The sequence below is a fragment of the Pantoea sp. X-Soil-OKNW-556 genome, from assembly GCF_059730695.1.
Genome location: NZ_AP035990.1, coordinates 2,127,981 through 2,142,016, shown reverse-complemented (window position 1 = coordinate 2,142,016; position 14,036 = coordinate 2,127,981). Strand labels below are relative to the sequence as shown.

Here is a 14,036-nt window from a genome sequence, read left to right as displayed (position 1 = left end):
GGAACCTTTATCGGTTAAAAATCCACGGTCATCGACAGTTTCAGGGTACGCGGGTCGCCCTGCGTCAGGTAGCCATCGCTGGCAGATGCCCAGTAGTTTTCGTTGGTGACGTTCTCCACCGTAGCGCGCCAGACGATGTTGTTTTTCGGCAGTTGCATATCGTAACGCACGCCAAGATCCAGACGTGTCCAGCCATCCACTTTCAGGGTGTTCGCTTCGTCAGCATATTGCGAACCGGTGCGGATCACGCGCCCGGTCGCGGTCACGCCCTGCAAGCCCGGAATATCCCATTCCCCGCCCAGCACCAACTGATAACGCGGTACGCCAATCGCGTCTTTGCCATCATAGGTACCGTCCTGAGTTTTGGTCAGTTCCGGGTCCATCCAGGTGGCGCTACCGTTCAGGCGCACGCCGTACACCGGCTCTCCAAACAGGCTCAGTTCCAGACCACGGTTACGTTCTTCGCCGTAGTTACCGTATTCATATTGATCGGTGCCGCTGCTGTTGCCGAGATAGCGATAGGTCGCTACCGGTTTGCGGATCTCGAACACGGCGATTGAACCGGCGATACGGCCATAATCGGCTTTCACCCCTACTTCGTTTTGTTTGGAGGTTTCGATACCGGTGACCTGACCACCGTTCACCACCGTACCGCTGCCGTAGCTGCTGCTGGCGGTTTCACCGGCCTGCAACGCTTCAATATGGTTGGCGTAGAAGGAGATGTTTTTCCACGGTTTCAACACCAGACCAAATGCTGGAGTGACTTTCATCTGGCTAAAATTGGCCGACTGCACGCCATCGTAATCGTAGTTAGTAACGTTGACCGACTGACGGCGCAGCGCGGTGATCAGCTGCACGCGATCATCCAGTATCGACATGGTATCGGCCAGCGACACACCGCTGTTGAAGGTGCGGCTGGTGACTCGCGGGTCGTCCATATGGCCGCCGGTATAAGCCACATCGGTTGGTTCATCAACATAGGTTGGATCGTAGATATTGGTGCTGATGCTGGCGGAAGACATCGCATACGAGCTGCGGATGCGGCTCCAGGTGCTGGAGTAACCAAAGTTGATGCTGTGGTTTACAAACCCGGTGTCAAACTTGCCGCGAATCCCGGCCTGGCTTGACAGGCCGTCGGAGAAATACGGCACGCGCATCTGCCCCATAGTGGCATCACCGTTGCTGTCATTAACGGTCGGTGAGGAGTAAGAACCGTATTCATGGGTATGGTTGCCGCCAATACCGCCGTACAGCGTCCAGTTGTCGCTGAGATCATATTCGCTTTTCAGCATGGCAAACTGGCTGCTGGTGTCGGTAAAGGCCCATTTCTGGCCGTAGTTGGTGGTGGCCGACGGCGCTTTGGGAATGCTGGTCATACCGCTGGTGTACACCACCGAACGCGCACCGTGCACCGTCTGCTTTTCCGCACCGGCATCCAGTGAGGCTCGGAAGCGATCACCATGATAATCGAGGCCGATGGTGCCCAGCGTCAGGCGGCGTTTCTGATTATCCACCGCCGTTTCCCCTTCACGATGCACCGCGTTGACGCGAATGCCCCATTGATCGTTGTCGCCAAAGCGACGGGCAATATCCAGCGCCCCGCCCACCTGGGATTTCGAGGTGTAGTCAAGGGAGACGCGGGTCAGTGGCTCGCTCCCGGCCCGTTTCGGTTCCAGGTTGATGGTGCCACCCACGCCGGTGCCGCCCGGCGGCACACCGTTAAGGAACGCGCTCGCGCCTTTCAGAATATCCACGCGATCGGCCAGTTCCACCGGCATAAACTGACGTGGCAATACGCCATACAGGCCACCAAATGAGATATCTTCACTGGCCAGCTCAAAGCCGCGAATTTTATAGATTTCCTGGGTGTTGCCGTAACCATAACCGGTCGCGACCGAGGCATCGTTGCGCACCACATCGCTCACCGAGCGCGCCTGCTGATCCTGAATGGCTTTATTGGTGTAACCCACGATGCTGAACGGCACGTTCATGGCACTTTGTTCGCCAAGGATGCCAAGGCGTCCACCGTTGGCAACCTGCCCGTCAAGATACGCCGGCACCAGCGCGTCGCCGCCCGGATTGAAGCGGTTAACCGGGGTGGCGGTGACGGTAAGGGTGTTTTCCTGTGGAACTTTTTTCGCCGGAGTCACCTGCGTGGTGGTGTCAGCCGCTGATGCAGCGTGCACCGCAAAGTTACAGCAGACACTGATCATCATCGCCAGGCTGCTGGGCGCAGGGAACTTTTTCCCGCGCATAAGAACAGGTTTATTATTCATGAATAAAGTAATCACTGGTGTCAAAAAAGATGAATGATAATGAGAGTGATTAGCTTTATTTTCTGTTTTGGTCTGGTAATTTCTGCGTAATTTTTTTGCCAGCAAATATAACCGAATCGTTCAGTATGCCCCGTCGCGGCGCGATTTATCGCGCCGCGACGTAAACAAGTTACTGCCCATAATAGGCATTTGCGCCGTGCTTTCTGAGAAAATGTTTATCCAGCAGATCCTGCTGCATGCTTTTGATCCCCGGCGTTAGCTGGCGCGAAAAAATTCCCATATAGGCAATCTCTTCCAGCACCACGGCGTTATGCACCGCGTTGTCGGCATCTTTGCCCCAGGCAAAGGGACCGTGGGCATTGACCAATACCGCCGGAATCGCCGTCGGACTGATGCCGCGGGTGCGGAAGGTTTCAATAATCACCTGTCCGGTGTTGTATTCGTAGTCATTGACGATCTCCTGCTCGGTCATCAGCCGGGTACAGGGGATGGAGCCATAGAAGTAATCGGCATGGGTGGTGCCCCAGGCCGGTAAATCCTGCCCGGCCTGTGACCAGATGGTGGCATGACGCGAATGGGTATGCACAATGCCGCCAATGTCGGCAAACGCGCGATAGAGCGCCAAATGGGTGGCGGTATCCGATGAAGGTTTCTTGCTGCCCTCCACGATACGCCCGCTTTCCAGCTCCAGCACCACGATATCCTCCACCGTCATGCCGTCGTACTCCACGCCGGAGGGTTTGATCGCCACCAGACCACTGGCACGATCGATGGCGCTGACATTGCCCCAGGTAAAGGTAACCAGATGATGGCGCGGCAACGCCAGGTTGGCTTCCAGTACCTGTTGTTTCAAGGTTAATACGCTCACAATAATCCCCCTTCCTGCATTTTTTGTTCAATCCAGCGCCGTGCCTGCACAATCTCCGCCACCGGCTCCTCGGCTTTTTCGGTCCACATCTCAATCAGAAACGCCCCGCGATAATTCAGCTGCTTCAGGGTGCGGAACACGCTGACAAAATCAACGCAGCCCTGACCAAAAGGCACATCGCGGAACTGCCCCGGCGAGCTGGCGGTGACCGGTTGGGTGTCTTTCAGATGGATAGCGGCAATGCGATCAATACCGAGCGTCAGTTCGGCGGCAACGTCATTGCCCCAGGCGCTGAGGTTGCCAACGTCGGGATAGACGGAGAACCAAGGCGACGCCTGTTGCTGCTCCCACACCTTCCATTTACTGATGGCGTTGATAAATTCGGTGTCCATAATCTCCACCGCCAGCATCACCTGTGCGGCTGCGGCACGCTCCACCGCGCGGGACAACCCCGCCGCAAAACGCGCCACCGTGCCTTCATCGTGCGGTTCGTAGTAGACGTCATAACCTGCCAACTGGATGGTGCGAATGCCGACATCCTTCGCCAGTTGAATCGCCCGATCCATCAGGTCATCGGCACGCTGACGTGTCTGCGCATCATGGCTACCGAACGGAAAGCGGCGATGGCCGGACAGGCACATCGACGGAATGCTGACGCCAGTTTCAATCATCGCGTTGACCAGTGACAGGCGCTGTTCTTTACTCCAGTCCAGCCTGGACAGACGCTCATCAGTCTCATCGACGGACATCTCGACAAAATCGAAACCACAGGCTTTCGCCAGGGCCAGTCGCTCTGGCCAGGTGAGATGGGCCGGCAGTGCTTTTTCATAAATTCCCAGTGGATGCTGGCGTTTCATGCGGTTCCCCAGATGTTGGCAATGGCCTGATGAAATTGGTTAGCGGTGGCAATGCCGGTGACACTGTCACTCAATGCGCGTCCGGCGATAAATGCCTTGACGTCGATATTGCGGAACTGCGGCAGTTCTTCCGGGGTGATACCGCCGGTGATCGACAGGGCAAACCCCATATCGGATAGCGCCTGCATCGCCGCCAGATCCTGCTGGCTCCACTGTTGACCGCTGGCCTGTGCATCACGTCCGCGATGGTAGATGGCCTGCGTCAGGCCCAGGCTGCGCCACTGGCGGGCATCTTCCAGTGTCCAGTGACCAAACAGCTCGATCTGGATATCGCCCTGATAGCTGCGCGCCACGTCCAGTGCGGTGGCAAAGGTCGCCAGCGGCGCAGCGCAGATCACCGTCATCCAGTTGGCTCCGGCGTCAAACGCCATCCTGGCCAGGGTGGCACCGGCATCGGCGACTTTAAAATCGGCCACCAGGGTTTTCGCCGGATGCTGCTGACGCAGGCGGCGTACCGCTTCAATCCCGGCGCTGAAACACAAAATGGTGCCTGCCTCGATGATGTCGACCTCCTGATGGAGTTGCTGCGCGGTACTCAGCGCGGCATCGAGGTCGGTGTGGTCCAGCGCCAGCTGGAGCAAAGGAAGGCTCATGGGTTAACTCCTTGTGCAGCCGCCAGCGCATTGACCAGTTGCTGATAACGTTGATATTTCTGCTGATAACGGGCGTGCCGGGTGTCATCGGGTTGCCAGGTGACGATGTCGGGATTCAGCGCCTGCTGCGCCTGTTGCAGCGAGACATAGGCACCGGTGCCGGTGAGCGCGACCAGCGCCGCGCCCAGGCAGCCACTTTCGGCAATTTGCGGCACCTCAACCGGCAAGCCACTGGCATCGGCCAGCATCTGCATCCAGGGGGCAGAACGGGTCGGCCCGCCGCTCAGACGCAACGCGCTGGCCTGCGGGAAACGCTGACGCATCCGGTTGAGATGGGTCAGATGCGAGAACACTACGCCTTCATAGATCGCCTGCACCAGATGCGCGCGGGTGTGCCCCGCCTGCATACCAAAGAAACTGCCGTGCAGGTCGGTCCCGGCGTTGCAGCCGTAGAGGAAAGGCAGGAACAACAGCGAACTGCTAGCCGCTGGCAGAGCAGCCACCCAGTCGTTCAGTTGCTGATAATCTTCGATGCCCCACTGTTGGCAGAACCACTCAAGGTTGGCGGCGGAAGTCGGGCTGGCATCATGGATGATGAACTGATCGTCGATGGCATAACGGCCATAGACAAACGGGTAATCGGTCTCAGCGATGATGCGGTCGGTAATGCCGCTGGTGACGGACCAGGTCCCCATTACCGCGTTCAGGCGGGTCGCGTCATGCAATCCGGCGCACAGGGCCGTCGACACTACATCAAACAACCCACCAACCACCGGCGTGCCTTCCCGCAGTCCACACAAGGCCGCAGCCTGCGCGGTGACATACCCGGCCACCTCGGTCGGGCCGATAATCGGTGGTAAGGCCGGGACGATTTCGCTGATCGCTAAGGTTTCAGCCAACGCCGCCGACCAGCCACCGCTTTGCATGTCATACAAATTGGATTCGGAGATATTGGTTTCTTCACAGGCCAGCGCACCGGTCAGGCAGAAGCGCAGGTAATCATGAGCCATCAGTACGCTGCCAATTGTCGCGTAACGCTGTGGCTCATGTTGTTTGATCCAGCGCAGCAACGACACCGGATGGCCGGTCCACAACGTCTGCCGCGTTTGCGGATAGAGTTGTTGTGGCATACCGTCACGCTGCCACTGCTGCACCAGCGTCAGCGCGCGACGATCCGAGGAAAGGATGCCATTACCCAGCGGCTGCCCCTGCTTATCCAGCAGAAATAGCCCCTTGCCCTGAGCAGAGATCCCGACACCCGCCACCTGCGCCGCCTGTTGCCCGCTTTGGTGCAGCACTTCGCGGATCACCGCCGCCGCCTGTTGCCACAACTGGGTCATGTCGCGTTCCGCCCAGCCCGGCTGTGGTACCAGCACCGGCAGGTTTTGTCGTGCCACCGCCAGCTCGCGCCCCTGGGCGTCATATAACCCGGCTTTAATAAAGGTGCCGCCGCAGTCCAGCCCTAACCAACTCTTCATGCGGCCTCCCCTTTGGCGGAGTCGCAGCGCGCCGGTAACGTCAGTGCCAGCAGCGAGGCAATCGCCAGCGAGATCGCCAGGCTGTAAACCCCGGCATCCTTGCTGTACTCCGCAATCAGGACGCCCACCATATACGGACCGCAGAACCCACCGAGATTACCCAGCGCATTGATCAGACCGCGCGCACCACCGGCGACCTCAGCGTTAAACAGGCGTGGCGGAATGCTCCAGAACACACCAGCCGCCGACTGGATAAACACGCCACAACCCACCAGGGCGGCATACGACCACCAGATGTGTGCTTTCAGCAGCACCGACAGCGCCATGCACAGGGCAAACCCGGCCAGCGGCAGCGCCACGAAAATCTTGCGGCGACCGCTGGCATCGGACAGCGCCGAGAACAGGAACATGCCAAAAATCGCCCCGACATACGGCAGAATCGCCAGCATCCCTACCTTCTCGGCATTACCGTTGGTCAGCCCTTTGAGGATGGTCGGCAGCCACAGGGTGTAGCCATAAATCCCGGTCTGGTAGAAGAAGTTCACCAGGATCAGACGCCACATCACCGGCTCACGCATCACCCGGCTCAGCGAGGCTTTGCGCGTGTTCTGACCTTTAATCATCAGTTGTTCATCGTGCAGGGTCTTGATCAGATACTGCTTCTCGGCGGGTGAAATCCAGCGCGCTTCCTGCGGGCGGTTGCTGATGGTGAACAGCCACAAGGCCATAACGAACACCGACAGCACCCCTTCAACAAAGAACAGCATGCGCCAGTCCCAGTTGGTGATGATCCAGCCTGACAGCGGTGCGGTAATGATCCCGGCAATCGGGACGAACATAATGACGATGGCGTTGGCGCGACCACGTTCTTTATCCGGGAACCAGTTGCCGATCATCGTCAGCACCACCGGCAACATGCCGCCTTCCGCGACGCCGAGGGCAAAGCGCAGCGCCAACAACTGATACTGGCTGGTGGCTAACCCGGTGAGGATCGAGATCACCGCCCATGCCAGCAACGACCAGCCAATAAAACGTTTGCCGTTGCCGTACACCGCCAGCTTGCCGCCCGGTACTTGCAGGAACAGATAACCAATAAAGAAGATGCCACCGGCTAACCCAGCCATCGAAGCGCTGATGCCCAGCTCTGCATCCATCCCGCCCGGCATGGCAAACGCGATATTGACGCGATCCATGTAGGAGATGATGCAGGTGATCAAAATCGGCGGGATGATGCGCAGCCAGCGCAGTGCCGGAACGCCTTCACGCGTCAGTGCGGTTGATGTCAGACTCATGCGACCTCCTCCAGCGCGGTTGTCGGGATCTTCACCACCACTTTGCGGATCGCACCCGGCAAATCCGGTGCGCAGTTGGGTCGGTGAATATCCTGCGGGAAGAACACCGCAAAGGTGCCTGGCACCATGCGAATCAGAGTTTCATCCGCTGCGTGCTGGTAAAAAATAATGTCGCGTTCGGGGTTGTACGGCTGGTGCACCGCCAGGCTGGCGGGTTGATTCGCCACGCCAATCACCTCCGCCCCCGACACCAGATATTGCACATCGATATGGTGGCGGTGCGCTTCAGGATAGTTTTCCTCAGCCGGTGCGGTTTGCAGATCCAGTACCTGCACCTGCCAACCGGTGGCGCTGTCAACATGGCGTCCGGCGGCCATCGTTGCCAGATCGTGACCGGCCAGATACGCAATGGCGCGGGCGATAGCGGGCGGATAGTGGCGTGCATCGGTGTTGGCGATATGTCCGGTAATCATGGGGTTATCCTCCGTTACAACGCCTGGATACGCGTCCAGACACGCTCATCCACCGGGATGCCGAGACGCAGGTTTTCCGCCCGCAGCACCGGGAAGCGCTCACCCGGCAGGCGTACCGCCTGTTGACTGTCGGCACGTTCGGCACCGGTAATCGAGGCGCGAATGCGTTGCAGTTTGTGGTCGCGGGTGGCGCCGTCAATCAGGCGATCGACATCGATAGCGATAAACACCTGCGAGATACCAAATTCGTCACCGTTGTCTTCGGTCACCTCGGTCACCGACGCGCCGTTGGAGAGCAGCGTGGCGAGCATATCCAGCACCACCGACAACGCCGAGCCTTTCCAGTAACCCATAGGTAAGATGCGACGGTTGTTTTCGATGGTGGCGGGATCGCGGGTGTAGTTGCCGTCGTTATCAAAACCGCCATCCACCGGCAGGGTTTTGCCCGCCAGGCGATTCACTTCCAACATGCCGTAGGAAAACATCGACATCGACATATCCACCATGGTGATGGGTTCACCCGGTACCGCAACAATCAGCGGGTTGGTGCCGATAGCACAGTTTTTCGCCCCCCACGGCGGCATCACCGCAATCGAGTTGGTCCAGCAGATGCCAACATAGCCCTTCTCTGCCGCTTGCCAGCCGTAACTGCCGCCGCGCATCCAGTGGTTAGCATTACGCAAGGCAACCAGGCCGATGCCGTGATCGGTCGCCAGTTCGATGGCACGATCCATCATGTTGCGCGCGGTAATGTTGCCGATGGCGCGGTGCGCATCCCACTGCTCGATAGCACCCAGTGACAACACTTTATTGGCCGTGGCCTCCGGCACGATATGTCCGGCATCCAGTTGCTGAATAAAACGGGGAAAACGGTTCACGCCGTGGGAATAGACACCATTCAGGCTGGTTTCGGCAAACATGGCGGCACACGCGGTGGCCTTCTCCTCTGGCACCTTGCGACTCAGCAAGACGCGCAGGAATTCTTCATATAATTGCTGATAGCTGATTCTCATAACGGCTACTGTCTCCCCAGCGCTACGCTCTATATTTCATATGTTGGAATGTCGTTCCAAATAAATCGTATGGCGAAAGCAAAGAGGAGTCAAAGAAATGGCTGGAAAATTTATCGTTTAAAATCAATCAAATAAAACTTTGATCGACTTTTGTGATCGGCCGCAAATCGGCCAGATTTCAGACGTGGGGAAGCCGGGACAGACGATCCTGCCCCGATGCGTAGCGGCGCGATTTATCGCGCGATGCCGGAAAAATCCGCGCGATTAATCGCGCCGTTACAAACGCACCCGATACAACGACGTGGTGGCGGTGATATACAGCTCGTCACCCTGCGGGCCGCCCAGCGTACAGTTCGATACCCGCTCCGGTAACGCAATTTTGCCGCGCGTCCTACCGCTGCTGTCGAAGATGATCACGCCGTCGGCACAGCTACAGTAGATATCGCCGTTCGCCGCGACACAGAAGCCGTCAGGAAAACCCGGTGCCACCTCGGCAAAGAATTGCCCCGCCATCAACTCGCGACCATCCACCTTGTAGACGCGCAATTGGCGACGCCCCAGCGTGGGGAAATCCACCACCGACATATCGGCCACGTACAGCAGGCTTTCATCGGGCGAAAACGCCAGGCCGTTGGGACGTTGCAGATCGCTGGCGGCGATACTGAGCTGCCCGCTGGCCGGATCGAAGCAGTAGAGATAACAACCGATCACCTGGCTGTGGGCGTGATACCCCTCCTCATCGTTGACGATCCCGTACGGCGGATCGGTGAACCACAGGGTGCCATCGGAACGTACCACCACATCATTCGGTGAGTTAAAGCGTTTGCCCTCGACCTTATCAATCAACAGCGTCACGCTACCGTCATGCTCGGTACGGCTGATGGCGCGGCGACCATGTTCACAACTCACCACTCGCCCCTCAAGGTCACGCGCGTTACCGTTGGCATAGTTGGCGTTGGCGCGCCACAGGCTCAACTCACCGTTGCGCTGCCAGCGGAACATCCGGTTGCCTTTGACATCGCTAAACACCACCGCATCCTGCTGCGGCAGCCATACCGGGCCTTCGGCCCAGATGGCGGGTGAACAGAGTTTTTCCGGCTGCATCACTGTACGCCCCAGATGGTTTTGTAGTGTCCCTGATAGTTGTTCGCCGGGTCGTAGTTGTTTTCCGGGCCGCCGTCGTTGGCGATATTGTCTTTGGTGATCAGATGCGCCGGCGTTACATAGCCAGAGGAAGGTTGACCGGCAAAGGCGCGGTTGAACTCATCCAGCAATTGCCAGCCGTGCAGCTTGAGCGGCTCAGCTACTGTGGCGATCTGGCTGTCGCTGTTACGGATACGCTGGAAAGCTGAGATGGAACCGTCACCGGCAGAAATATTGAAAGGCGCATTGCTGCCCCCTTTACCCGCGGTTTTCAGCGACGGAGCCATAAAGTCAAAATAGAGATCGTTGATCGACAGCGCGTACTGGAAATGATCGCCGTATTTCTGCAACAGGCTGAAGGTCATGGAAGGCATACGGTTGGCGGTATCCGCCAGCGGCGTATCGATAAATTCCACCACCTTGCAGCCGCTGCACTTCTCAATCTCCTGCTTCATGGTATTGGCCTTGTCCAGCGCGATTTGGTACAGCGAGTCGGTGAAGATCAACACCTGCGCCTTACCACCGGATTTCACCACGGCATATTGCGCCGCCAGCCGCGCCACATCATTGGAATCGGAGGTGATATTGTCCGTCACGCCATATTTTGCAATCGGTCCCGGCTGCGGTTCAGCATGCCAGGCCATCAGCACGATCTTTTGTTCTTTGGCTTTCTTCAGCGGGATTTTTGCCACGTTCGGGTTCCAGCCACCAATCACGATGCCATCCGGGCGCTGGGCAATTGCCTGATTCAGCGCCGCGAGCTGGTCTTTCACCGAACCGCCACCATCCAGAGTTTCCAGTTTCCATCCCGCGACCTTCGCCGCTTCACTCAGCCCTTGCTGCACCCCCTGCACCCCACCGTTTTTCATATCAGAGGCGATAAAAATGATTTTTTTGTTCGGTTGCAGTTTGGGGCCGGTGGTCGGCCCATCCCAGGTGCTCGAGCTGGCGGTGGCCTTCGCCACGGCAGCGGTCGCCTGATCCAGGTAGCTGTCAGCCTGCGCGGAGGCGGAGGCCACCAGCAAAGCGGCCAAGGTAAGACTCAATGCCTGATTTTTCATAATGAATTCCCTGGTGTGATGGTTTTTTGTTTATGGTCAGGTGCAGAGGTCGGTGCGCTCTGACTGCGCACCACGGCTTTTTGGTTCAGCAGGCGGCGACGCTGGGCGTAACCGGCAAGCGTAATCGACAGCAACAAGGTCGCGCCGTTAAATAACGGTTCGACCCAGAAGTCGCCGCCAAATTGTTGGATCCCGGCAATACCGATGGCGAGAATGGCGATACCCACCACGGTGCCCCAGATGTTCACCCGTCCCGGACGAATGGTGGTGCTACCGAGGAAAGCCCCCACCAGCGCTGGCAACAGATAATCCATCCCGACGCTGGCCTGGCCTACGCCCTGTTCAGCCGCAATCAGTACGCCACTGAAACCGGTCAACACGCTGGAGGCGATAAAGGTCCCGATGATGTATTTATTCACCGCAATGCCGTTGAGGCGCGCGGCAGTGGGGTTGCCACCTACCGCATACATGCAACGGCCCAACGGGGTATGTTCGGTGACGAGCCACAGCACCAGCGCAACGATCAACACATAAAACGCGCCGATGGGAATGCCGAACAACTCGGTATGATGCAGCGCGCTAAAGGCATCCGGCAGATCGCCAACAATTTGCCGACCACCGGAGTGCCAGAGCGCCACGGCGTACAGCACGGTGCCGGAGCCGAGGGTGGCGACAAAGCTGTCAATATCCGCTAGCGCTACCAGGATGCCGTTCAGTAACCCGTAGAGCGCCGAGATCACCAGCACCGTCAGCACCGCCATCTGCCATGAGAAGCCGTACTCCACCTGAAGGGTAATGGCGAGGATATGCCACAGCACAATGCCGAAACCGACGTTCAGGTCGATCTTGCCGACAATCATTGGCAAGGTCGCCGCCAGCGCCAGCAGCGCAATCTTGGCTTTACTGGCGAGGATCGCCTGTAAGGTCAGCATGGTGGCAAACGACGGTGACAGCGCCGAGAACAACAGGGTTAACACCACACATAACAGCAACAGGCCGTAGCGGGTCATTATCTGCATCGACCAGGGGGCAAAGCCATGTTGCGCAAGGCTGACCCGCTGCTCCAGCGCGGTGGATTTGACGGATGTTTTTGACATAATTTTTCTCCTGCCTTCCTTTTCAGACGGTGGTTAATGGGGCAGCGCTGCTGGCAGAGGCCAGCTCCAGCAAACCGGCAAAGCTAACCTGTTCATTTTTTAATTCGCCGACCACCTGACCACGGTTAAACACCAGCGCGCGGTTGCAGATATGGGCGATCTCTTCGAGGTCATTGGATATCACCAGTACCGCCACGCCCTCGGTCAGCGCTTTATTCAGCAGGTGATAGATTTCTTCGCGCGCGCCCACATCGACGCCTGCGGTGGGGTCTTCCAGAATCAGCAGCGGCGCATTGAGATGCATCCAGCGCGCCATCACCACCTTCTGCTGGTTGCCGCCCGATAAGGCGCTGATGTCGAGATTGACGTCTTTCGGACGCACATCGAATAACTGAACTTTCCACCAGCTGGCACCGATTTCGGCACGCCGTCCGTAGCGTGACAAAAGCCGATGACCACTGGCGCAGGGATTAAGAAACAGGTTTTCACGCACGCTCATCGACATCACCAGGCTCTCGCCGGTGCGGTCCCCCGCCACCAGCGACACGCCAGCCGCCATCGCCTGTTGGGGCGTCTGTGGCTGATACGCCTGGTCACGGAAGCGCAGCGTCCCGGCGGTGGCCTGACGCAAACCAAACAGCAGGCGGCCAATTTCCTCTTGCCCGGCACCGCGTAAGCCAGCCAGCGCCAGCATTTCGCCCGGTTGCAGGCTGAAGCTGACCGGCCCGACTTCATCAATGCAGAGTTGATCCAACACCAGCACCGGTTTGCTCGCAGCCGGTAGCGGTTGCCGTTGATTCCCTTCCAGCGCCTCCCCAACAATCATCTCCACCAGATCGTGCAGTTGATAATCGGCAGTGTTGCCTTCTGCAACGCGTTTACCATCACGCATCACACAGATGCGGTCGGCAATCTCAATCACTTCATCAAGGCGGTGGGTGACGTAAATCATGCCAACTTTGCGACTTTTCAGTCGGTTGATGACTTCGAACAGGTGACGCACATCGTTGGCGGGTAACGAGGCAGTAGGTTCATCCAGCACCAGCACTTCGGCGTTGACCGCCACTGCGCGCGCAATCGCCAGCAGGGATTTCTCGGTGCGCGACAGTTCAAACACGCGGGCATCCGGGTCCAGCATGATGCCGACATCGTTCAGGGCGGCACGCGAACGCTCGCGCACCGCCCGCCAGTCGATCAAGCCGAGACGACGGGTAAAACCCATCACCAGCGCCATATTTTCCGCCACCGTCATCCATTCAATCAGCCCGAGATCCTGATGAATAAAGGCGATTGGCTGCCGGGTGGCGGTTTTCAGACTGGCGGCCGACGCGATGCTGGCGTCGTGAAAGCGGATATCGCCCTCATCCCGGCTATACACTCCGGCCAGCACTTTGATCAGCGTGGATTTTCCGGCACCGTTTTCGCCCAGCAGGGCAACCACCTCGCCGGGAAAAACCTCAAGACTGACATCATTAACGGCGGGATTACCGCCAAAGCGTTTGGTGATATGGCTCAGAGTAAGAACCGGTGTACCCGGGCTATGCTGCATTACCGCCTCCTGCAAACTCCTGGTGAGCATCAACAGCGGCGACAGCATCAAAACACCGCTAAATTTCAACATACGAAATACGATTCCAAAAAATACTATTCCTGGTGCGCAGGAAAAGCAAAGAAGTAGCGAGGATAAATTTCATTAATAAACAAATAGATATAATTCGTGTTGCGGATTTGTGATGCATCACTCACTTCGGTAAGGGGTGGATTTTCGCCAAAAGTCACACTAAACCTGGCGAAGGATTCCCAGGCTGAAGTGCATGGGTTAACA

12 protein-coding genes are annotated in these 14,036 nt (G+C 57.9%); all 12 read right to left on the bottom strand.

What is annotated here, in order from left to right; all coding sequences use genetic code 11:
* Positions 1-14: 14 nt before the first annotated feature.
* On the bottom strand, positions 15-2,276 hold the full coding sequence (locus AC6I8T_RS09935; RefSeq protein WP_208725442.1) for a TonB-dependent receptor: 2,262 nt from the start codon (positions 2,274-2,276) through the stop codon (positions 15-17).
* 169 nt (positions 2,277-2,445) lie between these two features.
* The gene (gene araD, locus AC6I8T_RS09930; protein WP_497833772.1) at positions 2,446-3,144 is read right to left on the bottom strand and encodes an L-ribulose-5-phosphate 4-epimerase; all 699 of its coding nucleotides are present in this window, start codon (positions 3,142-3,144) and stop codon (positions 2,446-2,448) included.
* Positions 3,141-4,001 (bottom strand): L-ribulose-5-phosphate 3-epimerase, encoded by an 861-nt coding sequence (locus AC6I8T_RS09925; protein ID WP_021183281.1) that lies wholly within the window; start codon positions 3,999-4,001, stop codon positions 3,141-3,143. Before AC6I8T_RS09925 ends, araD begins: the two co-directional genes overlap by 4 nt.
* Positions 3,998-4,654, bottom strand: a complete 657-nt coding sequence (gene ulaD / locus AC6I8T_RS09920) for a 3-keto-L-gulonate-6-phosphate decarboxylase UlaD (protein WP_208725440.1) — start codon at positions 4,652-4,654, stop codon at positions 3,998-4,000. Before ulaD ends, AC6I8T_RS09925 begins: the two co-directional genes overlap by 4 nt.
* On the bottom strand, positions 4,651-6,132 hold the full coding sequence (locus AC6I8T_RS09915; protein WP_208725439.1) for an FGGY-family carbohydrate kinase: 1,482 nt from the start codon (positions 6,130-6,132) through the stop codon (positions 4,651-4,653). The genes ulaD and AC6I8T_RS09915 overlap by 4 nt, the downstream gene beginning before the upstream one ends.
* Positions 6,129-7,424, bottom strand: a complete 1,296-nt coding sequence (locus AC6I8T_RS09910) for an MFS transporter (protein WP_021183284.1) — start codon at positions 7,422-7,424, stop codon at positions 6,129-6,131. Before AC6I8T_RS09910 ends, AC6I8T_RS09915 begins: the two co-directional genes overlap by 4 nt.
* The gene (locus AC6I8T_RS09905) at positions 7,421-7,897 is read right to left on the bottom strand and encodes a NanQ anomerase/TabA/YiaL family protein (RefSeq protein WP_021183285.1); all 477 of its coding nucleotides are present in this window, start codon (positions 7,895-7,897) and stop codon (positions 7,421-7,423) included. Before AC6I8T_RS09905 ends, AC6I8T_RS09910 begins: the two co-directional genes overlap by 4 nt.
* A 14-nt stretch (positions 7,898-7,911) precedes the next feature.
* On the bottom strand, positions 7,912-8,910 hold the full coding sequence (yiaK, locus tag AC6I8T_RS09900) for a 3-dehydro-L-gulonate 2-dehydrogenase (protein ID WP_497833771.1): 999 nt from the start codon (positions 8,908-8,910) through the stop codon (positions 7,912-7,914).
* Positions 8,911-9,186: 276 nt separating this feature from the next.
* On the bottom strand, positions 9,187-10,014 hold the full coding sequence (locus AC6I8T_RS09895) for an SMP-30/gluconolactonase/LRE family protein (RefSeq protein WP_208725538.1): 828 nt from the start codon (positions 10,012-10,014) through the stop codon (positions 9,187-9,189).
* Positions 10,014-11,114 carry an ABC transporter substrate-binding protein gene (locus AC6I8T_RS09890; RefSeq protein ID WP_021183288.1) on the bottom strand — a complete coding sequence of 367 codons (1,101 nt, stop codon included), beginning with the start codon at positions 11,112-11,114 and terminating at the stop codon, positions 10,014-10,016. Before AC6I8T_RS09890 ends, AC6I8T_RS09895 begins: the two co-directional genes overlap by 1 nt.
* A complete protein-coding gene (locus AC6I8T_RS09885) occupies positions 11,111-12,211 on the bottom strand; it encodes an ABC transporter permease (RefSeq protein ID WP_021183289.1) in 1,101 nt (366 codons plus the stop codon). Before AC6I8T_RS09885 ends, AC6I8T_RS09890 begins: the two co-directional genes overlap by 4 nt.
* Before the next feature lie 22 nt (positions 12,212-12,233).
* The gene (locus AC6I8T_RS09880) at positions 12,234-13,760 is read right to left on the bottom strand and encodes a sugar ABC transporter ATP-binding protein (protein WP_208725437.1); all 1,527 of its coding nucleotides are present in this window, start codon (positions 13,758-13,760) and stop codon (positions 12,234-12,236) included.
* Between the last annotated feature and the right edge of the window lie 276 nt (positions 13,761-14,036).